General features: G+C 59.5%; 17 protein-coding genes. 13 read left to right on the top strand and 4 right to left on the bottom strand.

Translation table 11 applies throughout. From position 1 onward, the window contains the following. Nucleotides 1–168: 168 nt before the first annotated feature. Entirely contained in the window at nt 169–3,363 is a 3,195-nt protein-coding gene (locus HV796_RS00300) for a multidrug efflux RND transporter permease subunit (protein ID WP_175224045.1), read from the top strand. A gap of 295 nt (nt 3,364–3,658) precedes the next feature. Here the strand turns inward: HV796_RS00300 and HV796_RS00295 are convergent, their stop codons facing one another. Then, on the bottom strand, nt 3,659–4,216 hold the full coding sequence (locus HV796_RS00295) for a hypothetical protein (protein WP_175224043.1): 558 nt from the start codon (nt 4,214–4,216) through the stop codon (nt 3,659–3,661). A 674-nt stretch (nt 4,217–4,890) separates the two neighbouring features. Between HV796_RS00295 and HV796_RS00290 the strand changes: the two genes are divergently transcribed. The 4 genes from HV796_RS00290 to HV796_RS00275 all read left to right on the top strand — a co-directional run bounded on the left by HV796_RS00290 (nt 4,891) and on the right by HV796_RS00275 (nt 9,718). Continuing rightward, on the top strand, nt 4,891–5,208 hold the full coding sequence (locus HV796_RS00290) for a hypothetical protein (RefSeq protein WP_175224042.1): 318 nt from the start codon (nt 4,891–4,893) through the stop codon (nt 5,206–5,208). Between the two features lie 675 nt (nt 5,209–5,883). After that, nucleotides 5,884–6,906 (top strand): LLM class flavin-dependent oxidoreductase, encoded by a 1,023-nt coding sequence (locus tag HV796_RS00285; protein ID WP_175224041.1) that lies wholly within the window; start codon nt 5,884–5,886, stop codon nt 6,904–6,906. Between the two features lie 685 nt (nt 6,907–7,591). Then, nucleotides 7,592–7,918 (top strand): hypothetical protein, encoded by a 327-nt coding sequence (locus HV796_RS00280; protein ID WP_175224039.1) that lies wholly within the window; start codon nt 7,592–7,594, stop codon nt 7,916–7,918. A gap of 144 nt (nt 7,919–8,062) precedes the next feature. Beyond that, the gene (locus HV796_RS00275) at nt 8,063–9,718 is read left to right on the top strand and encodes a hypothetical protein (RefSeq protein ID WP_175224037.1); all 1,656 of its coding nucleotides are present in this window, start codon (nt 8,063–8,065) and stop codon (nt 9,716–9,718) included. Nucleotides 9,719–9,964: 246 nt separating this feature from the next. On the opposite strand, the gene HV796_RS00270 is transcribed toward HV796_RS00275, so the two are convergent. After that, nucleotides 9,965–10,864: a LysR family transcriptional regulator gene (locus HV796_RS00270; protein ID WP_175224036.1), complete on the bottom strand. Its 900-nt coding sequence runs from the start codon at nt 10,862–10,864 to the stop codon at nt 9,965–9,967. 265 nt (nt 10,865–11,129) lie between these two features. Here HV796_RS00270 and HV796_RS00265 point away from each other — a divergent pair, with 265 nt between their 5' ends. Next, nucleotides 11,130–12,083, top strand: a complete 954-nt coding sequence (locus HV796_RS00265; RefSeq protein WP_175224034.1) for an aromatic alcohol reductase — start codon at nt 11,130–11,132, stop codon at nt 12,081–12,083. 162 nt (nt 12,084–12,245) lie between these two features. On the opposite strand, the gene HV796_RS00260 is transcribed toward HV796_RS00265, so the two are convergent. Both HV796_RS00260 and HV796_RS00255 read right to left on the bottom strand, forming a co-directional pair. Next, nucleotides 12,246–12,791, bottom strand: coding sequence for a hypothetical protein (locus tag HV796_RS00260; RefSeq protein ID WP_175224032.1), 546 nt, complete (start codon nt 12,789–12,791; stop codon nt 12,246–12,248). A gap of 339 nt (nt 12,792–13,130) precedes the next feature. Next, complete coding sequence (locus HV796_RS00255; protein ID WP_175224030.1) at nt 13,131–13,385, bottom strand: hypothetical protein; 255 nt, start codon at nt 13,383–13,385, stop codon at nt 13,131–13,133. Nucleotides 13,386–14,073: 688 nt separating this feature from the next. On the opposite strand from HV796_RS00255, the gene HV796_RS00250 reads away from it, so the two are divergent. From HV796_RS00250 to HV796_RS00220, 7 genes are all read left to right on the top strand, one after another. Then, nucleotides 14,074–15,033: a helix-turn-helix transcriptional regulator gene (locus tag HV796_RS00250; RefSeq protein ID WP_175224028.1), complete on the top strand. Its 960-nt coding sequence runs from the start codon at nt 14,074–14,076 to the stop codon at nt 15,031–15,033. 528 nt (nt 15,034–15,561) lie between these two features. Next, nucleotides 15,562–17,133: a class I adenylate-forming enzyme family protein gene (locus HV796_RS00245; protein ID WP_175224027.1), complete on the top strand. Its 1,572-nt coding sequence runs from the start codon at nt 15,562–15,564 to the stop codon at nt 17,131–17,133. A 270-nt stretch (nt 17,134–17,403) separates the two neighbouring features. After that, on the top strand, nt 17,404–19,056 hold the full coding sequence (locus HV796_RS00240; protein WP_175224025.1) for an FAD-dependent oxidoreductase: 1,653 nt from the start codon (nt 17,404–17,406) through the stop codon (nt 19,054–19,056). A 143-nt stretch (nt 19,057–19,199) separates the two neighbouring features. Further along, nucleotides 19,200–19,991 (top strand): IclR family transcriptional regulator, encoded by a 792-nt coding sequence (locus HV796_RS00235; protein ID WP_175224023.1) that lies wholly within the window; start codon nt 19,200–19,202, stop codon nt 19,989–19,991. Between the two features lie 33 nt (nt 19,992–20,024). Then, on the top strand, nt 20,025–20,780 hold the full coding sequence (locus tag HV796_RS00230; RefSeq protein ID WP_175224515.1) for a transporter substrate-binding domain-containing protein: 756 nt from the start codon (nt 20,025–20,027) through the stop codon (nt 20,778–20,780). Between the two features lie 17 nt (nt 20,781–20,797). Then, nucleotides 20,798–21,466, top strand: coding sequence for an amino acid ABC transporter permease (locus HV796_RS00225; protein ID WP_175224021.1), 669 nt, complete (start codon nt 20,798–20,800; stop codon nt 21,464–21,466). Then, on the top strand, nt 21,463–22,230 hold the full coding sequence (locus tag HV796_RS00220) for an amino acid ABC transporter ATP-binding protein (RefSeq protein ID WP_175224019.1): 768 nt from the start codon (nt 21,463–21,465) through the stop codon (nt 22,228–22,230). The genes HV796_RS00225 and HV796_RS00220 overlap by 4 nt, the downstream gene beginning before the upstream one ends. The last annotated feature ends 48 nt before the right edge of the window (nt 22,231–22,278 follow it).

The raw sequence follows: 22,278 nt of genomic DNA, 5'->3' as shown, positions 1-22,278 counted from the left end.
TGCTTTGGCCGGACGACATATCCATTAAAAACCCGCAACCGGAAAATTATTGCCCAGCCTGTTGAACTTGCGATTTGACAACTTCATCATCCCGTCCTGGGTGAAAAACAATAATGTGTGTCGAAGCGGACCACCGCGACCATGACTAAAAGATGATTTGAATTCCGCGTGCCTAATTTCTTTATCGATCGCCCCGTGTTTGCATGGATCGTCGCACTCGCCATTGTGTTTGCCGGTGCGCTGGCGATTCCGCAGTTGCCGGTAGCCCAGTATCCGCGGCTCGCGCCCACTCGAATCATTATCGACGCGACCTATCCGGGCGCGATCACCGAAACGGTCGATGAAACCGTCGGGAGCATCATCGAGGAGAGCCTCGATGGCGCAGAGGGCATGCTCTACTACGAGACGTCGAGCGACAGTCTCGGTGAACTCGAGATCGTCGCGACCTTCGCGCCGGGCACCAACCCGGACATTGCGCTGGTCGATGTGCAAAATCGCATCAAGCAGGTCGAGACGCGCCTGCCGAGTCAGGTCGTGCAGCAAGGCATTAACGTATTCAAATCGGCCAACACATTCCTGATGCTCGTCGCGTTGACATCGGCTGACGGCTCGCGCGATCCTGCTGAATTGAGCGATTACCTGAGCCGCTACGTGATGCGTGAATTGAAGCGCACGCCCGGCGTCGGTTCCGCGCAGCTTTGGGATGCGGACGAAGCATTGCGTATCTGGCTCGATCCGATGAAGCTGCGTGAGTATGGTCTTGCCGCCGCCGACGTCAATGCGGCCATCACCACGCAGAACGCCGCAGTCACTGCCGGAGCGATCGGCGATACGCCGCTGGTCGATGGCCAGCCGTTGACGGCGTCGGTCAGCCTGAAGGGCCAGTTGATTTCGCCTGACGAGTTCGGGCAGATCGTATTGAAGGCCAAGCCCGATGGCAGCGCGGTACACCTGTCGGATGTGGCGCGCGTCGAAATAGGCCGGGACAACTATGCGTTCTGGTCGCGCCTGAATGGCAAGCCGGCTGCGGCGGTGGGCATCCAGCTCGGGCCGCGCGGCAATGCACTCGAAACATCCGGACTGATTCGCGCGAAGCTGGCCGAGCTGTCGAAGCAGTTGCCACCGGGCATGTCGATCGAGATTCCGTTCGACAATGCGCATTTCGTCCATGTGGCAATCCACGAAGTCGTCATCACGCTGTGCGAAGCGGTGGTGCTGGTGTTCTTCGTGATGTGGCTGTTTCTGCGCAATCTGCGCTATGCGCTGGTGCCGACCGTCGTGATTCCCGTCACGTTGATGGGCGCATTTGGCGTGATGTACGCGTGCGGGCTGTCGATCAACACGTTTACGATGCTTGGGCTCGTGCTGGCGATCGGCATTCTGGTCGACGATGCGATCGTGGTGGTCGAAAGCGTCCATCGCGTGATGGCGGAGGAGGGCCTTTCGCCACGCGCGGCGACGCGCAAGTCGATGGCGCAGATCAGCGGCGCGCTCATCGGGGTGGCCGCGGTTCTGACCGCTGTGTTCGTCCCGATGGCGTTTTTCCCCGGCGGGGTCGGTGGCATCTACAAGCAGTTCGCGATCGCGATGATTGCGTCGATGCTGGTGTCATCGTTTATGGCGCTGTCGTTGACGCCTGCATTGTGCGCGAACCTGTTGAAGGCAACGCCGACCGCTCATGGGCGCGCAACGGCGACCGTAGCGATGCGATCGTTCCCGACCCGCGTCGCGGATGGTTTCGAGCGAAGCGTCGACCAGGCGTCGCGCCATTACCGCTTGATGACCTCGCGCGTATTGCGGCGGGTGGGCCCGATGCTCATGCTTTATGCGGGTCTTGTGGTGGTCTGTGCGCTGATGTATTGGCGCATGCCTGCCGGGTTTTTACCGGCTGAAGATCAAGGCCAGTTACAGGTCATGATCCAGTTACCGGCGGGCGCCACTCAGGCGCGCACGCTGGCTGTCGTCGAACGTGTTGAGCAGATACTGAGCCGCCAGCCGGAGATTTCGAATGTGACGAGCGTGATGGGCTGGAGTTTTTCCGGCAGCGGCCAGAATGTTGCGATGGCCTTTGTCGAGTTGAAGGAGTGGGACAAGCGCGACGTCGATGCGCGTGTGTTGCGCGACAGATTGAGCAGCGCGTTCGACAGGATTCTCGACGGCAGAGTCGAAGTGCAACTGCCCCCTTCGGTTCCGGGGCTGGGCCACTCGGATGGCTTCGTATTCCGGCTGGAAGACCGCGGCGGTCTTGGCCGCGCGGCGCTGACGAGCGCGCGCGAGCGGCTCGCCGCACAGGCGAAAGCAGACCCGGTGCTTGCCTCGGTGCACTTCGAGGATCTGCCCGATGCGCCGCGTGTGGCGATCGACGTCGATCGGGCGAAGGCCTACGCGTTCGGTGTGCCTTTCGAACGGATCGCGGACGTGCTGGGAGACACCTTCGGCTCGTCCTATATCGATGATTTTCCGGCCGGCGGCCGCATGCGGCGCGTGATTGTGGCAGGGCAGGCGTCGTCGCGGATGAGCGCCGACGATCTGCTCAGTCTGTCGGTGCCCAATCAATCCGGCGCGATGGTGTCGCTCTCTGCGCTGGCCGCGCTACGCTGGGCGAAAGGGCCGGTCGTGCTGAACCGGTACGATGGGTATCCTTCTCTCGACATCAACGGGCGGGCGGCGGCCGGTCATCAGTCGGGCGAGGCGCTGCAAGAGATGGAGCGGCTTGCCGCGGCTTTGCCTCGTGGGTTTGCCTTTGACTGGGTCGATGCGGCGCGTGAGGAGGCTAGTGCAACACGCCAGACTTCACTGCTGATCGGTTTGTCGCTTGTTGCGGTGTTTATGGTGCTCGCGGCGTTGTACGAAAGCTGGGTGGTGCCGCTCGCGGTCATGATGGTCATTCCGCTGGGCGTCGCGGGCGCAGTTGCCGCGGTGCTGATGCGTGGGATATCGAACGACATCTATTTCAAACTGGGGCTCATCACGGTAATCGGGCTGTCGGCCAAGAATGCCATCCTGATTGTGCAATTTGCGCGCGACCTGCATGACCGCGGCATCCCTTTGAAGCGGGCGATCGTGGAAGCCTCGGCGATGCGGTTTCGCCCGATCGTGATGACGTCGATGGCGTTTTTGCTGGGGGTGATGCCGCTAATGGTGTCCAGTGGCGCGGGCGCTGAAAGCCGGCATTCGATCGGGACCAGCGTGTTCGGCGGCGTTATTACGGCGACGCTGCTAGGGTTGGTGTTTACCCCGTTGGCGTTCTATTGCATGGTTCGGGTTACTAGCCGGCGCCCGAGGCATGTGCAGGAAGCCAATGCGGACGATAGCAATGCGCGCATGGTGCTTTGGCGCGATGGAGAAAAGGAGCGTTTGTAATTCAGGTGTTGAACGGAACGTGCGTGCGCGAACTGAAATGACCGTGGGACTTTGAAAACAGCCCTACGGAGCGAGGACCCAAGTGAGCGCAACGGGGTCGGATACGGCGCGCGGCATCCGGCAATAGCCGGGCAGAAAGGGACATTCGAGCCTCTACGATGAATGTCCGATTGTGGTTGCATTCAGGTCAGTCGTGTATGGCTTCGATCGAATGCTGGCAAAGTTTCTGAATTCCCTGGAGAGCGCTATCTGCGCCAGAAGGTGACCAGCATTCGTCATGTCAATTCTCGCAAACTTACTGCGCCGCAGCGACCTTAAGATGTGCGTACTCTTTATTAATCCTTGCCATCACCGTTTTAAAACGCGTCTGAAGTTCAACGATCCGGTTCAGGGAATGGCCGATCTGCGCCTGGTAGTTGGCCGAAGGCGACCTTGTGAGATCGTCGACGAGGCGACCGAAATCTGACGTCACGGGAGAGTTCGAACCGCCCTCAAAGCCAAACAGCTCGATGATGTTTCGCCCGAAAGATTGGATCTCCGCTTCAGGCATTTCAGCAAGCCGTTGTGCGAGGCCACCTACCTGGCGCCTCTCAACCGACATATCTTCGCGTCGAGTGGTTAGCGCATTCCTGAGCTTCCGCTGGGCCTCCGGATCAATGATCTGTCCGGATGTTGCGTCCTCGGCCTGTGCACGCAATTCGCCCCAAAGCTTGCTGTAGTCCTTAAGCGGCACAGTCAGCGCGTTATAGAGCGGATCAATAACCTCATCGAAAAACTTTCGCTTTTCCTTACCCCGGAAGGTCCACACACTCATCGCAGAGTTGATACCGCTCCACACAATACCCATATCCATTTCAGTTCTCCTGGACTTTTAACTTTTTCCGGATCGTGGTTTTCTTGGTTCGACGGCCCCGCCTAGATCGAGCAACTTCGACGTTCTAATACTAAATGAAAAGAGGATGACCGCATCAGGGATCCTCCGGCTATGACGAATGCCCGCTCAATGCGGAATGCAGTCCCCGTTGAATCGGAAACTGTACGTCTGCAAAGGGTCGAGGCCGTGTCAAAACACAAAATAACGTGGTTTTGAGGGGTCGCTTACCCCTTGCCGACACGCGACGAAGCCGGTGTAGGCCATTCTCGCAAGCTGATTTCAAAGGCCCTCGGTCGACGCGTGTGTTTTGACACACCCTCGGTCGCTACGTGACTGTCGCGTCGCCCGTCCATCGGTAAGCGTCAGCGCGATGCTGCCGCGATAACCAGCGTTATCACGGCCAGGTCGTCCGGGCACGCACGGTGACGTTGCTGAGCCGCTATTGCTCCGAGATCAGTTATGCAAGAGGCACGGGCTGATCGCTCGACGATCGCAAAGCCATCGTATGACAATTCGATGACATATTTGAATTGAATATAACTGCCACCCAAATCGCTACCCAAGGCGCATTCATTTTTCCAGGTTTAATAAAAACTAAAGATACTTGATAGTTTTTCGTAAAAATGGTGTTGCCTGATCACACGAGGCAGGAATTGATTCTATCAATCGATTCAACTAACGCGGCAATCTTGTCGTCGACGCAATCCGGTTTGGGTTCTGCTTCGCCACTACAAGCGTCGGTCGAAAGCCCTACGCCTGTCACGCCCGTCCTGACGGCTGATGATCCGGAAGCCGACGCAGCAAAGCTCGCAAATGCGCTTAACGGCTTCTGGCTGCATCTGAAGCTTGGCTCAGATGCAGAAAGCATCGCTTCGGCGTTCGTTTCATCAATGCAAACGCTCGTTACGCAACGTCCGGATCTTGCGAATGCCCAGTTTGATTTCAGCCAGACGATGGTGCAATCAAGATGACGTCCGATTCGCTCGACGACACCGACAGGGAAATGGCTACAGGATCCTCTAAACAGCAATGGCGCGCTGGTCCAGGCTGTCAACACTTTTCATGACGACGCTGTTGCGAGCTACTCGGCGGTCGCCGACGCTTCGGGCTCGCCACTTACGGACGATCAAAGAGACTCGGTTAGCAAGCAGGCGGACAATCTGGTGAGCTTTATGGAATTGTTCAAGCGCATGGCCACCAACACGGCAAGAGACGTAAATCCGCGCGATTCACTTACCGACATGAGCGGAGAAAAATCAATTTGACTCAGAATCCTGACACTGCTACCGGGTTCCTGAGTTTCATGCATAGTGTTCAGGCTTTAGCTAACGGAACGACCAGGAATGTCGATTCCACGGGGCATATCTTCTACGGCACCAGATCGAAGATCTTTGCCAGATTTGCGTCACCGGAAGCGGTCTGCATTGGAATAAAGGCAAGCTCACCGGACGGAGGCTCGCTTCGACGAAACGAAAACAGCAGCGCCACTGTGAAACAACGGCGCTGTGGTGAGTCGATTTATCTCGCGCCGCCGCTTGCAGAGGGCAAGCAGGCACCCGCATAAGCGAGACAGGGCGTTTTCGCGATATGCTTTGCCACCCGGCACACCGCTGCCTTGCATTGAACGTGTTGACGCGACATCTGAAATGAAAAAGATCGGATTTCTCTCGTTCGGCCACTGGGCCAATTCGCCGCATTCGCAGGCACGGTCGGCATCCGATGTCCTGCTGCAATCCATCGATCTGGCGGTTGCTGCCGAGGAACTCGGCGCGGACGGTGCGTATTTTCGCGTCCATCATTTCGCCCGGCAGCTCGCGTCGCCTTTTCCGCTGCTTGCGGCTGTCGGCGCTAGAACCCGCAGGATCGAAATCGGCACTGCCGTGATCGACATGCGCTACGAAAACCCGCTCTACATGGCGGAGGATGCCGGCGCTGCCGACCTGATCGCGGGCGGGCGGCTGCAGCTCGGCATCAGCCGGGGCTCCGGCGAGCAGGTGATCGACGGCTGGCGTTACTTCGGTTACGCGCCTGAGGAAGGCGAGACGCATGCCGATCTGGCGCGGCGTCACACCGAGGTGCTTTACGACGTGCTGCGCGGCGAGGGTTTTGCCCAACCGAATCCGCAGCCGATGTTTGCGAATCCGCCGGGCTTGCTGCGCGTTGAGCCTCATTCCGAGGGCCTTCGCGAGCGGATCTGGTGGGGCTCGGGCTCCGACGCCACGGCGGTCTGGGCGGCCAGGATGGGTATGAACCTGCAGTGCTCGACACTGAAGAACGATGAATCGGGCCGCCCGCTTCACATTCAGCAGGCAGAGCAGATTCGCGCTTACCGGCAGGCGTGGAAAGAAGCCGGCCATAACCGGGAGCCGCGCGTGTCGGTCAGCCGCAGTATTTTTGCGTTGATGACCGATCGCGATCGGATGTACTTTGGGCGCGACGCGCACAGCGAGGATACGATCGGTATGCTCGATGAAAATATCCGGGCGATTTTCGGGCGCAGCTACGCGGCAGAGCCTGATGTCCTCGTCTCGCAACTTGCCAAGGACGAGGCCATCGCTGAGGCCGATACTTTACTTTTGACCGTGCCGAATCAATTGGGCGTGGAGTACTGCGCTCACGTTATCGGATCAGTCTTGACCCACGTCGCCCCTGCGCTTGGCTGGCGTTAGGACGTGATCCGCGCCGTCGGGTGAAACTCAGAGTCGCGCGTCTGAACGGGAGGCGTCCAGGCGATATAAAGCCAGCGCCTCATGTTGGTATGGTCCAGTTTCCAGTATGCTCAGCCGGTTATGAGAGACGAGAACCATTTGGCGATTACACGAATGACCCGCTGAGTGTGTTTATGCAAAAACACCTCGTGACCTGAGACTTGACGTGATGCGGACGCACAATAAGCGCTAGAAAGGACCTGGGACTACTCGCGAGCGTTGAGGTTGCGTTAGACAGGCCTTTCGTTTGGCTCGTCACGCGACACGTCGACGTCCGACGAACATGAGACACTGAACGGCCATAAAGCGTCGTTCACGTGCAACGTCGCTCGAACGATCAGACGTGAGTTTCACCCCGAAAGCCTTCGGTCAATATGCGCTCGTGCATGCTGCTTCGTCGGCCATTGCTGCCGATCATCACGCATAGGCTTTGCTCGATCGCGGACGTCATAAACCCACCGGCGCCTGCCGCGGGCTAGCGACGCCCGCTCGGCACGGGTGAGTCGGGCTTCATCCGCCCCAGCAGCCATTACTCGCCGACTCATGTGATAACTTGCCCAACTCGTTTTAGATATTTGATCGCCAAGGACGGATACTTTTGCCGCCGAGGCATTTCGCCCGGCGGAACATTCATGGGAGACCCCTCATGCCCAAAAGTAACCAGGAGTTCGGCAGCCCGTACGCAAATCCCTGGATCCCGACGTCCGAGCATTATCATGCTGTCTGCTCTCTGAACGAAAATGGTCCCATCGATCACGCCCGCGCGCTCGCGCACCAGTTGCTGGTACACGGCCGCGCGGCCAATGAATGGGAGGCGCTGGCCATGGCGACAGCGCAGGTGCAAAGTGTGCGGCAGATCGTAGATGGTGAACGCCTGCATCGGGCGGCACGCCGTCAGCTCGAAGCCGAACGCGCCGCGGCGCGCAAGCGCCATGCTCCCGGTGTGCCAGCGGCGCTCAGTTCCGTCACGTGAGTGGCGATGTTGTCCAGGAGGGCGCAACCCTTGGTTGCTCCCTCCACTATTTGTGATCCAAACATTGCTCGATGCGTTCCCCGCCCGGAAGCGTATTTGACGCGCGCCTTTCGGTCCGTCGAGTCCTTGCCCGAAAGATTGAACGTGCCCTTCAGCCCCAAATCCAAAACGCCTGGCATGGGCGGCGCGAGCCGCGTAATCCGGTCGCCGCGCCAGTCTGCCGAAAGAATCGAGTCGCTCGACGAGCTGGCCGACAGCCAGCGCAATGATTTTGTCCAAACGCTTGCCGACATCCTCACCATGGAAGCTTGGCAAGCCGACGGACTGATCGCCGAGTACCCGGAGGATTCCGTCGACATCCGTAACGCGTTCGTACTCGACATCGCTGAACATGGTGAGCACACGCGTGAATGGCGGTCAAACACGATGGCACTGTTGCCGCTGCAATACTGGGTCCCCACGGATGCCCAGGGTTGCCCACATTTTGTCGACGATAACCCGTACGCGTCGTTGAAGTATCTGTCCCACCGAGAAACCCAAAATAAGAAAGCGCTGCAGTCCTTGACGAATCGCCGTGCCCTTCATCGGGCGCTTACAGAAAGGCTGCCAGAGGCAGCGCGAGCACGCTATGCGCCGTTGTTGGACTGGGACCAAGAACGACCAGCTCGCGGAACGACGCAACAAGCGGTGTGCTATCCGTACCTGACCGACATGAGGCTCTCCCATTTGCTCTACGCCGTCGAGCTGATGTTCGATTGGGAGTATGGGATTGCGGAACTGACGCGGCGCCCTGCCGGACTGCGTCCCGACCAGCCAACGCCCCCGTCGCTCGTCCGTGGACTGGCAGAAACGGCTGCTTCCCGGGTTCAAGCGCACATGGCGATGTGGAACATTACCGATCTGGTCGGATGGACCCAATGGGACATGGGCGTCGAAGTGGCTGGCGAACTGCACACAGAACCCGGTGATATCGGTCAGCGCGGCCACCTCGTCCTGTGGGTTCTTTGCAGTCTAACGGCAAATCGGGAACTGCTCGAACGCTCACGGCTCCGGGCTCTCGCGGACATTGGTGCCCAAGCCAACTGCACGTTGCTCGAAGCTCTTAATCGCAACGGCATTGAAATGGCTCCCGAACCGGGCGACTATGCCTATGACCTGCCGGGTATTCGTGCGATTTTGCTTAAGTGGTTCGGACCTGGTGGTGTACTGGCTGGAGATCCCGTGCTGCCATTGCCTCTGAAAGGACAGGATCTGGAAGTCGTGCTTGCACAGGCCGAAAACATACAGGACCAATACATCCACAGCCGTGGCCACCTGTCACCCGACCAGTACCGCAGCGACTACGACCGCTTTCTCTTTGCGCTGGCGGTAACGGCCTGCCATGTCGCGAAAATCAAGTTGCCGGATGAGTTTCTGGCCGGCAAGCAAAAGCCCGTTATTCCGGCGCGTAACTTGGGGGAGCGGCGCATGGAACTGGTGAGCCCTGAGGCGCTAGAACTGATGAAGGCAATGTACGGACAACTGCTGTATGGCAATGAAGGGACCCGACTCGACGCATCAGGTGTCCAGCAATACGCGGAAAACTTTCGCCTTCGCCATGCGCATCTGCAGGAGTTGCTATTCAACATGTTCAAGCGCCTGTCTCCGTCGCAGCTTCTTCACTTTGACGGCGTCATGATGCGGATGACGAATATGAACGAGAGCGGTTTGGAGCAAGAGAACAGGGAAGCGACATCCCGTGCGGACCGCCGGACCAGATTCCAGCTTGCACTTGCTTTCTATTATCAGGTGCCGGGTTGAGCGGGGTCGATAGTGAGACGTTGCATTCACGGACGTCTTCACGTTTTGCTCGCAATCAGGATAGTGCGATCCATCAGCCAGGAGTCCGCGGATGTCCAGAAATCGGTCATTTGATGCGTAAGCTTGCGAATGGCAGAGAAGGGTCGACGAACGAAGTTCGCGGCACCGACACTCCCCCACTTATACAGGCAAACAGTAAACTTCCGGCCCGGAGCAGACCTTTTGCATCGGTCTGCCAACGGCAGCTCACCGCGCCAAATCGGTCTTTGCGATCTCGACAATCCAGTCGACGAACGTTCTGATCGCCACCGTAACGCGGCCTTGGGGATAGACAATAGAAACCGGCACCGGAGCGCATCTCGCCTGCGCGAGCACCTCCTTCAGTCGCCCGCTTCGGAGAAACGGAGACACGGCAAACTCCGATAGCTGGATCAGGCCGAGGCCTTCCAGGCCACATTGGACGTAAGCCTCCGTTTCGTTGACGGAAAAGCGGCTGCGCATCGTCACCGTCACGTCTTCGCCGTCCACGCTGAAGCGCCATTCGAGAGGCCGACCCGTCGCATTCGATACGTAGTTGATGACATGATGAGCACCGAGCGCGGCGACGGAATCCGGCTCGCCGTAGCGCTTCAGATATCGAGGGGATGCGCAGGTCAACCAGGTGAGCTGACCCAGCCGGCGCGCAACCAGCGTCGAGTCCGCGAGCGCGCCAGTGCGAATCGCGCAATCGATGCCTTCGTAAATAAGATCCGACGGCCGGTCGCTCAGGCCGAGCACCAGTTCGATGTCCGGGTAGCGGGTCTCGAATTCGTGCAGCCGGGGCAATATGACCGATCGGCCGATGACGCCGGGCATATCCACTCGAACCCGTCCGCGCGGTGCCGTCGTAGTGGCCGACAGCTGGCTCTCTGCGCTGGCAACCTCCGCGAGGATGATTTGACACGAAGCGAAGTACCGCGCGCCCGCCTCGGTAAGGCTCAAACTTCTCGTGCTTCTCCGCAGCAGTGGTGTGCCGAGATGCGCTTCCAGATTCTTCACGATCGTCGTAACCGACGAACGAGGCATCGACAAGGTCTCCGCGGCCTTGCTGAAGCTTCGTGCCTCGACGACCCGAACGAAGGTTGCCATCGCTTGAAGTTTGTCCATGAGCGGTCTGCGCGCCGAATCAGCCTGCCTGATCTGGCCAATAACGGCCTCAATGTTACCCATCCAACGCCGTCCGATGCGTACGGCCGGGCCGGGCGGACCAGTCGCGCCCGTTCTTGCCGTCGCGTTGTGTATTCACGTGCCGCGAACAATGGGCAGCAAGAGCGCCACTACACTGCGAATCGTTCAAGGGCCGCTCTTCCGGGCGAGGTTACGCGTCCGGAGGCCTTTCACGCAACGCTTTTTTCCCCAGTGGGTAACGCCTATGTTGAATGACAACTCAATTCTTGTTCTGGGCGCCGGCGAACTCGGCATGGCTGTGCTGCGCAGCCTCTCTCGGCGAGCCAGGCACGCGGACAACGCATCAATCGCTGTACTGCTTCGTCCATCGACGATAGCGTCCGACAATCCGGCCAGGCAGAAAGACGTGGCCGAGCTGCGCGACCTGGGTCTCGACCTCGTCGAGGGAGATCTCGCTACGCAAACGAGGGCTGAACTCGCGGCCATCTTGGGTCGGTTCGATACCGTCATCTCGTGTACAGGATTTGTGGGCGGCCCGGGCGTGCAGCGCAAGATTGCGCACGCCGCACTGGATGCTCGAGTCAAGCGGTACTTTCCGTGGCAGTTCGGCGTCGATTACGACGTCATCGGCAAGGGCAGCGCGCAGGACCTGTTCGACGAACAGCTGGATGTGCGCGACCTTCTTCGTTCGCAGTCGCGCACCGAATGGGTCATCATTTCGACAGGCATGTTCACGAGCTTCCTGTTCGAGAAGTCGTTCGGTGTCGTTGATCTCGCAACCAATACCGTGAACGCGTTAGGAAGCTGGAGCAATGCCGTGACCGTGACGACGGCCGAGGACATCGCGACGTTGACGGTGGAGGTGCTGTTCGCCGAGCCAAAAATTTCGAACCGCGTCGTGCATATCGCCGGCGACACAGTCACGTACCGCGAAGTCGCTGACACGGTCGACAGGGTACTCGGCGTCAAGGTCCATCGCAACGAATGGACTGTGCCTGAATTGAAGCGGCAGTTGGCCGAGGAGCCGCAAAACGGGTTGCGAAAATATCGTGTCGTGTTCGCACAAGGGCGCGGCGTCGCGTGGGACGTGAGCGAGACATTTAACGCGAAGCGAGGTATCAGGGTTTGTTCGCTCGAAGAGTGGGTCCGAAACAATCTATCGGGCGTACCAGCCGCCTCTGCCCGTCCGGCTGGATAAGGCCCCGCACTACCGGTGGTCGAGTCCGCCTTGCCTTCGCTTGCGGGTGTCCACCCTAGCCCGGCAAATGGCTGACAAGAGTCGAAGTGGGTCGGACGCGGCCGGCGGAGTGCGCCCAGTAGGCGACGTTCGACATTGGCGCATAGATCGTTGGCACCAGCATCACTTGGGTCTCGGCTCGTGCGCTGCACGATGCGGCGCACATCGGGTCGTCTTTTCACTGCCGTCAGATCTCGGCCTGTTTGCGCCGGAATCGACGTCTCTCGTCGAACGCCAGCTGGTGGAGTGCAACGCCAGCCATTCTCGTGCGTCGCGAAGAAACGTCCCTTGATACCGGTCGAATACCGCGATGAAAGCACCGCCAATGGTCTCAACTTCTTCCGTCAAGCCGGACTCTCCGATAAGCAGCACAAACACTTCGGCGGCGGCGCGCGGACCCACCAGACCCATGGAATCGAGCAGTAGGCGATACGGTTGTTCGAAAAGGCGAGACCCACATAGCTCCACCGCCGCACGCAGAATGTCCGCCGATGCCGGCACGAGCGGCGGCGCAGCGACCGTCAGGCGCAGTTGCGGCGTAAGCATACCGGGACCTTCGAATCGCTCTATGTCCAAGACATCGAGCGCGAGGCGGCTAATTGGTCGATCATAGGCATAGATATAGAGCTTCGCGCTTTCAAATAGCATGTCTATGAGTGATCTCTTCAAATTGGTAAAAACAACGCTCCAACGGCCTTTATCAAGCTAGTCGAGCTGGGTCAATACAACTTGATCGAAATCCTTAACTGAAAGTCGTATCCTTCGCAAAGACGCCGGGCCGTTCAACTGATGCTCGCGCATACGACGCATAAAAGTTCAGCTCGATGTCTCGGCGTCGAGGTCGATGATGCGTTAAGGATGGCCGAACAGGCTGAAGTCTGATCTACAGACAGCAGCCGGCCGGCCTGCGTGAAAACCCAAAAACACCTGGTTTTCGGGCGTCGTTTTGCGCTTGCTATCGCGAACGACTCGCGTCGCAGCAAGAACAACCTAGCAAGAACAACCTATTCAGTTGTAGTCCCAGACGTTAGTTGAAGAGGAACCGCGCGCCTTTTCTGCTTTGCCTGGGTGACGAATTTTTGACGTTGCGTGACCACGCTGGCTAGACTTTGTGATGCTCACCTCGCTAGCCATCGCGGCCGCGTCGCCATCGTCTTTTTCTGTCGAACAGGAAACACCTTTGCAACTGTAAGCGTAAGCCGGAATATTACAAAGCATCGTTAGAAGTGTAATTAGCGAAGTATTAAAAAACGCTTTATTCATTCGTCGAATTCCTATATAAGTTAAATTTAGCAGATAGCTCTTCCTCAATCGATCGTTTTACCCCCACATTCAACGCGTCCAGCATCAAAATTGAATTATCGATAAGCGCTGCGATGGGGCCCATATGTCCGCGTGAGCGTGGCTAATTTGGCTATACCGCTTTCCACAACGGAAAAGCCCGAATACGTATCGATTGTTCAGCCGAAAGGCTTCTAATGTCGCGCTGATCGATAAGTCTGCGCACGCCCGCCGCCAATTAACTCGCCGCCCGTTGATGCCCCTCATTTCGCGGGTGAATTGCTCCATCAGTCAGATGCATTGCCTGTTGACGTGACGAATTTATCCTGAGTGCCACCGGTCATGTGTCACCCGACGGTCATTCCTATCGTCCAAATCGGACAATGTCCTGGGCGTCGTTGTACTCTGACTGAAAGCAAATTCTCACTCTTAATTGGATTGCGTTTTAATACGGGAAGTAGTTAGCCTATCGGCGGAATTGCTTTCCACATTAAGCAAGCCCGCTTCAAACTTAAAGAAAGCGCTTTTAAAATGTTATGGAAGTCCTTTTTAAGCAGATGAAATGGGCGTTAATTACAGCGCGCCGTTAGCGAATGATTGCCACTGGCTCGATAGAGGTCGAAAACATTGCGGGAGACACACTAAACATTTGTTTCGGACGAGGGAATGTATGGCAGTAACGTTGTGCGAGAACGTGTTGGACGGCACGCCAATGTGCCGTGACGAATGGATCGAAGCGATGAGGACGCACGGCTTGCAGTTTCGGTTCGATTCGGGCGGCTCTGATATGTCGACGATCAATAGTGCACGCGCTGACGGGACGGACATCGTAGACGCCGATATCGCCTGGCAGTCGGTTTCGCCGATGATGCATCATCCCACCGTCCAGAACGCCGAATATCTGTACTTGCAAATCGTGAAGGGAGGTGCGCTGTCGATCGTGCAGCACGGGCAAACGATGACATTCCGGCCCGGCGACATGGTTGTGCTCGACCCGCTGGCCAAGTACGAAGCGTCAGTTCGGGAAGCGACGCATATGTCGATCGTGCGCATGCCGAAATCGGCCTTGCGTGAGCGCGGATTGCGCGAACGCTTTCGAGTGGTCCACCGTCCGGATCTCGAATCGCCGGATGTCCGCGCAGTACGCGAGTTCATGGTTTATTTGACTTCGCAAGCCGGCAAGGTAAGCGAAGCGCTGCTCGCTCGGCTTGTCGGCCAAGGCTTGGATCTCATGGAAGTGCTGGCTAACGATCGCAATGGATCCGCGTGGAGCAGCCCGAGCGCCGCTATCGCGCTACGCGCGAAACAGCTGATCGCGCGCCGCATCGGCGACCCCGACCTGAACGTCGCAAGCATCGCCGCAGTATTGAACGTGTCGACCCGAACCGTCTCGCGTGCACTGCGAGCCAACGGCATTTCGGCGATGCGCTATGTGTGGTCAATGCGCCTTGAGCATGCGGCGGGGCGGCTCGCCAGTGCACCGCAAGTCACAATTCAAGAGATTGCGTACCGGTGCGGCTTTACGAGTCCCTCCCACTTTAGTCGAGAATTCAGGAAACGCTATGACATGACGCCGCGCGAGTATGTGGCAAGCCGCGAAGGGGCGTGCGGGCACGCGCCAGGGAAGTGACAGACGCTGTCGCACAGCGCGACGGTGAGTATCACTGACAGCGCCGTATCATCGGCGACCTACTGCGGCGTGTGGGCGGCGTGCGCCGCCGGTACGCTTTCGGCCAGGAACGCGGACGTCCGCTTTCTGCTATCTCCACCGTCTGTGGGTCGGTCTGTGCCTATCGGATACCCGTCGTAATCGTTGAACGCATCAGGCAAAGTTCACTCAGGTCAGAATCGATCACGCCGAGCAGCAAAAAAATAATGTCCGATTTGCGCCGAATATCGTGCGCCCAGCCACCCGTTGCATCGCGCTTTAATCGGTGGAATCCGCTGCGAAAGTCCTCACCAGCCAGGGTCGAACCGACCCAGACCGCCCTCTATCCCTGCTTCGATGTTTATCTGCACGGGTCACCGGAATAACCGGGAAAACCAACGTGTTTTCGTAACGATAAGCGCCCGTGTGCCGACGATCCTTCAGCATTTTGTAACGCTGACCTTGCTTCGTTACCCGGCGTCCCGTCCTGCGCCTTACAGGTGGCGAACCATGAATCAAGCAATCCGTAATATCCCGTCCGCTCATTCAACAACCGACCCCGGCGTCATCGGTGCACTGTTTGCACACGCGCACACCTTTCCGCAAGCCCCCGCATTAGCGCAAGGCGGACAATCTCTGAGCTTTGCCGAAGTCGCGGCTCAGGTGCGCAGCTTAAGCCGCGGCCTTTGCGCATTCGGCGTGCAGCCGGGCGATCGCGTCGTGCTTCAAGTAGGAAACAGCATTCCCGGCGCGCTCCTGCTGCTGTCGACGATGGCCATCGGCGCGATTGCGGTGCCGCTTTACACAGGGTTGCAAGCGCCGGAACTCGAAAGCATGCTGACAAGGCTGCGCCCCGCCGCGTGGTTCGGTTATGACACGCTCTATCCGCTGATCGATCGCATCGGCGCGTCGCTGGTCGCGCCCGACGCGCGCTTCGTGATCGACGCCGAGCCGCACAGCGGCGCGCATCGTTCGTGGCAAGAACTGCTCACCGCGCCGGCATCCGAAGCATCCGACGCTCCCGCCTGGTCCGGCGACGCCCACGCGCCGGCGCTGCTGGCGGTCACATCCGGCACGACCGGCGAGCCGAAGCTCGTCGCGCACAGCCAGCATTCGCTGATGAACGCGAGCGACCCGAAGCGCGGCATGCTGCCGCCAGCGCCTCGCGCCATCCTCGTGCCGACGCCGCTTTACTTTTGCCCCGGTGTGGTGTTCCTTGCCTGCACGATTGCGACAGGACATCTGCTCGTGTTCCCGGATTGCCGCGACTTCGACGCCGCCGCGTATCTGGATGCGATCGAGCGGTATCGCTGCGCGTTCCTGAAGACATCGTCGTTCGGTATTTACGAAATGATCAAGGCGCAGCGCGCAAAGCCGCGCATGGTCGACTCCCTGCAGGTATGCCTGATCGCAGGCGACGTCGCACAGGACAGCCTTTACGACGAGTTTGAACAGACCTTTCATTGTCCGCTGCACAACTTTCTCGGAATGACCGAAAGTGCCGGCTATACGCGTCCCGGAACGCGGCGCGACACCCTGCTGATCAACGACCATTGCGCGATGCTCGTCGACGATGCGGGAAAGCCCGTTTCGCGAGGGCAACCTGGCGAACTGATCGTGCGTGGCGACGATATTTTCCTCGGCTACTGGCAAGCGCCAGGCGTCATCGACGACCCGAAAATCGACGGCTGGTTTCGCACCGGCGACATTTTGTGGATGGACGATAACGACGAACTCCACTACGTGTCGCGCAAGAAGCTGCTGCTGATCCGCGACGGCGAAAACATCTCGCCGGTTGAAGTCGAAGCGACGCTGCGCCGTCATCCGGCCATCGAGGATGCAGCTGTGGCCGGCGTGCCCGATCGGCAACTGGGACAGCGCGTCATTGCGTTCGTCGTGCCAGGCGGCGCGATACCCTTTTCGGCTGACGCGGTGTTGCGAGATCTGTCCAGCGAACTGTCGGACTTCAAGGTGCCCGAAATGCTGGTGGTCGTCGAGCGCATTCCGCGTACGCCGTTGCGCAAGCTCGATCGACGTGCAATCGACAAAATGGCATTGCATCACAGCCTGCCCGCGCAATAGCGTCGGGAGCGCGGCGCTCGCTGTGCAGGCGTTCTCAAAGGGGATCGGCCGTTAGCCGATCACCTTCAATCGGCTAACGCCGCTAGCCAACCAATCCTATACTCTCAATGGGTCAGCCGATCCCGGCTGCAATGGGATCTGAGGCGCCGCGCAGGTCTCGTTGCGCGTCCCGATGGCCGCAACAGTGCTCGCCCTTGTGCGCATAGCACGGCGGCAAAGCGCAGCGTGCGCGTGATTGTGGTTTCCCGTTCAACTGCAACCGGCAAAGCCATGCTGATCATCGACGACCTACGTGCTGTCCCGCTCTTCTCGACTCTCCCCGATTCCCAGCTCGAGAATCTCGCTCATACCTCGGCGGACCTGCAGTTGCGCGCCGGTGAATACGCGGTTCACGAAGGCGGGGAGCGCGCGCTCTATGTCGTGCTCGCCGGGAAGATGGAAGTCATCAAGATGTTTGACGGCTGCGAACGAACGCTCGGGTGGCGCGTACCCGGCACGATCTTCGGCGAGGTGCCCCTTGCGCTCAGTTGCCCGTTTCCGGGTGGCTACCGGGCCGCGGAGCCATCCCGTGTGATGCGCGTCGATGCGCAGCACTATTACGCATTGGCCGCTGCAGCGCCGGACGTGGCGCTAAGGATGGGCGCGCTCGCGCGCGAGCGCATCGGGGGATTGCAAGGGCTCTCCGCCGAACCTCCGAAGCCGCGCGTGCTGTTCGTCGGTAGCCGGTGGGACCCTGCCTGCAGGGAATTGAACCAGTTCCTTATCCGCAACCAGATCAGCGGCGACTGGATCACACTGGATGCGCCCGATTTTGCCTCGCGGTGGCGCGCAACCCGTCCGTCCGATGAAGACTGTCCGGTGCTGCGTCTCGCGGACGGTACGCTGCTCGACAGGCCCTCGACACGCGAACTGGCTGAACGACTGGGGCTCCAGACGAAGCCTTCCCTCGACGAATATGACGCACTGGTCATCGGCGGCGGCCCGGCCGGACTCGCGGCGGCGGTGTACGGGGCATCGGAGGGCTTGCGTACGATGGTGGTCGAGCGTGAGGCGCCGGGCGGGCAGGCGGGCACCTCGTCACGCATCGAGAACTACCTCGGTTTTCCAAGCGGCGTGTCGGGCGATGAGCTCGCGACCCGCGCGCTTCAGCAGGCAAAGCGCCTCGGCGCTGAGATCCTGGTCACGCGCTCGGTGGCACGGATCGATGTCGAGTCGCGACACGTTCATCTCGACGGCGGCGATGTCATTCGGGCACGCACGATCATTCTCGCAACGGGTGTCGCGTGGCGGCGTCTCACCGTCGAGGGCTTTGACCGTCTGATCGGAAAAGGGATCTACTACGGCGCGGCGCGCAGTGAAACGAGCGCCACGCACGGACTCGACGTGTATCTGATCGGCGGCGGCAACTCCGCTGGGCAGGCCGCGCTGTACTTCGCGGGTCATGCGCGGCGAGTCACGCTGCTCATTCGCGGAAATTCGCTCGAGAAGAGCATGTCCCGCTATCTGACCGAGCAGCTGGCCGTGAAGCCCAATATCGAAGTCAGGCTGAACGCGGAAGTCGTCGGCGCATATGGCGAGACTCATCTGACAGCGATCGACATACTCGACAATGCGAGCGCGACAGTCAGCCGGCACGATTGTGGCGGCCTGTTCGTTTTCATCGGCGCCGATGCTGAAACGGGATGGCTGCCGGCCGAAGTGGCCTGCGATAACCGGGGCTATGTTCTGACCGGCGACGATGTCGTCAAAGCGGGACGCTGGTCGTACGCACGCGACCCGTACCTGCTCGAATCGAGTGTGCCAGGCATTTTCGCCTGCGGAGATGTACGCCTGAGCCCTGTCAAACGCGTTGCGTCCGCAGTGGGCGAAGGAAGCATGGCCATCGCGTTCGTTCACAGGTATCTGCAAAACGTCGAGCGATAGCATGCCGGGCGAACGTCACGCGACGGCCGTGTGAAACTGAGGGTAAACCCCATTAACACATTCCCGCAAAATGAGAATCTCATTTTTGACCGTTGAGAATCTCATGGCATGCTTCGCGCATCGAACCCGTTTTCAGGCCCACTGTGAAGCAAGATGCGACCGTCACCGGAGCCGAGCGCCTGCTGCTGGTCCTGACCGCACTGGCCAGCCACGGCAAAGCGATGTCCATCAAAGACATGCTGGCCGTCACCGGCCTCGCTCAAAGCACGCTGTATCGCCAGGTCGCGCTCCTGAAACGCTGGGGTTTCGTCACCGAAGACGCCGGCTACTACGCGCCCGGGCCCATCAGCCTGCAACTCGCGGTGGGCTTCGACCATAACTCCCTGTTAGTCGAATCCAGCCGCGACGGCATGACCCAACTTTCACGCACCACGCAAGAAAGCGTTGGCCTGGTCGTCGCAGTCAACGATCAGGTGATTTGCCTCGAAATGGTCGAAAGCACGCACTCATTGCGCTGCTCGTTTGAAAAAGGCCGCGCAGTCCCGCTAAAAGCCGGCGCCTCGGCGAAGTCCTTACTCGCCTTCATGCCCGAAAAAACGCGTAGCGAAACACTCGACCGTCAATTCACCGACGACCCAACAGCCCGCATCGCCCTCGAAGCCGAGCTCGATCGCATCCGCAGCCGCGGCTACGCGATCAGCGATAGCGAAGTCGACCCAGGCGTCTGGGGCGTAAGCGTTCCCGTTTTCGGTCGCGCCGCACGCGGTGCAAACGCAAACCCAAACCGAAACTCAAACGCCAATGCGTCGATCACCTTAATGGCCCCGTCCTCCCGCGCCGCAGGCCGCGAACGGCAACTGACCGACAGGACCGTGCGCACCGCGCAAGCCATTTCCGCCCGGCTGCAAGCCGAATCATTCCAACGTAACGCCTGAGCGCAACCACTCGGGGAAGAGGAACCACCCATGATGAAACTGCAAAGACTTCTTTCAGCCGCATGCCTCACTATCGCGATGGCTTATGCCGTAGCGCCGGGCACGGCCGCCGCGCAGGACGCGCAAGTGCTGAAAGTGGCGACCGACGCGACATTCCCGCCGATGGAGTTCACCGACAAGGGCCAGCGCACCGGCTTCGACATCGACCTGATGAATGCGCTCGCCAAAGCGATGGGCAAACAGGTGGAATGGACCGACATCGATTTCAAAGGCCTGATTCCCGGTCTGATCGCGCATCGCTTCGATGCGGCGATCTCAGGCATCTACATCACGCCGGAGCGCAGCCAGGTCGTCGATTTCACGCAGCCGTATTTCGCAGGCGGCCTCTCGGTGCTCGTGAAAGCCGATTCCCCGATCAAGACGCCCGCCGACCTGAACGGCAAAAAGGTCACGGTGCAGGTCGGCACGAAGTCGGTGAACTTCCTGCGCGACAACTATCCACAAGTGCAGCGCGTCGAAGTCGAAAAAAATCAGGAGATGTTCGACCTTGTCGGCATCGGCCGCGCCGACGCCGCGGTAACCGGTAAGCCGGCCGCGTTCCAGTTCGCACGGACACGGCCGGGTTTTCGCGTGCTCGACAAGGAATTGACGAAGGAAGAGTACGGCATCGCGGTTCGCAAGGACGAGCCGCAATTGCGCGATCAACTGAACGCGGCGCTCGCGAAGATCAAGGCGGACGGCACCTACGAGGCGATCGTGAAGAAGTGGTTCAGCACGGCCGCCAACTGACACCGCGGACATAAGCCATGCAACTCGACTTCACGCCGGCTCTCGCCGGCTGGGCCGACATCGCGCACGGCGCGCTGGTCACGGTCGAAGTGACCGCCGCCGCACTGCTGCTGAGCTGTATGCTGGGCCTGCTGATCGGCATCGGCCGGCTCACGCCGCAGCGTCGTTTGATCTACGGTTTCTGCACCGCGTACCTCGTATTTTTTCGCGGCACGCCGCTGCTTGTGCAATTGTTCCTGCTGTTCTTCGGATTACCGCAGTTCAATATCCTGCTGCCGGCCTTCGTATGCGGCATGTTGGGGCTCGGACTGTATTCGGCAGCCTACGTGTCCGAGATCGTGCGTGGCGCGATCCAGTCGGTCGATCGTGGCCAAATGGAAGCGGCGCGTTCGATCGGCATGTCGTCCGGGCAGGCGATGCGCGCGATTATCCTGCCGCAAGCCGTCGTGCGCATGATTCCGCCGCTCGGCAACGAGTTTATCGCGCTGATCAAGAACTCCGCGCTGGTGTCGTTGTTGACCATCGACGATCTGATGCACGAAGGCCAGAAAATTATCAGCGTGTCGTATCGGTCGCTGGAGGTGTATCTGGTGATCGCTCTGGTTTATCTCGTGCTCACGCAAACGACCAATTACCTGCTTCATCGCGCCGAGCGCCGTTTGCGCGCAGGAGGGATGGTCCAATGAACGACGCGCTCGAACCCATTGTCCGCATTCGCGGACTCACCAAGTCATTCGGTACTCACCGTGTGCTGAACGGCATCGACTTCGATATCCAGCCGCAGCAAGTGGTCGTGGTCATCGGCCCGAGCGGCTCAGGCAAAAGCACCTTCCTGCGCTGCTGCAACGGGCTCGAGCAGGCCGAAAGCGGCACCGTCGATATCTGCGGACAGCGTCTCGTCGACCACGGCACGATGCTCAAGGACCGCGCGCTGAACGCATTGCGCACCGAAGTCGGGATGGTGTTTCAATCGTTCAATCTGTTCCCGCATTTGTCGGTGCTGCACAACATCACGGTCGGTCCGCGTATGTTGCGCGGCGCGTCGACAGCAGACGCGGATGCGGCCGCGCTTGCGCTGCTTAAAAAGGTCGGTCTCGAACACAAGGCGCACGCGATGCCCGCGAGCCTGTCAGGCGGCCAGAAGCAGCGCGTCGCGATCGCGCGCGCACTCGCGATGCAGCCGCGCGTGATGCTCTTCGACGAGCCGACGTCCGCGCTCGATCCGGAACTCGTCGGCGAAGTGCTGCAGGTAATGAAGCTGCTTGCGTCGGAAGGGATGACGATGCTGGTCGTCACCCACGAAATGGGCTTTGCGAGAGAAGTGGCGGACGTGGTCGTGGTGATGGATGGCGGCGAGATCGTCGAGGCCGGTCCGCCTTCGGAGATCTTCTCGACGCCGTCGCAACCGCGCACACGGACGTTCCTGCAAGCTGTGCTGTCGCGCGCGTAATACGTTCATTCGATGTTCGATTGCGTGACGCGCGTGCATCGCCTTTGG

The organism is Paraburkholderia humisilvae, assembly GCF_902859855.1.
Classification (GTDB): Bacteria; Pseudomonadota; Gammaproteobacteria; order Burkholderiales; family Burkholderiaceae; genus Paraburkholderia; species Paraburkholderia humisilvae.
Note: the sequence above shows the minus strand (reverse complement) of the source record. Positions and strands in the feature narration are given on the sequence as shown.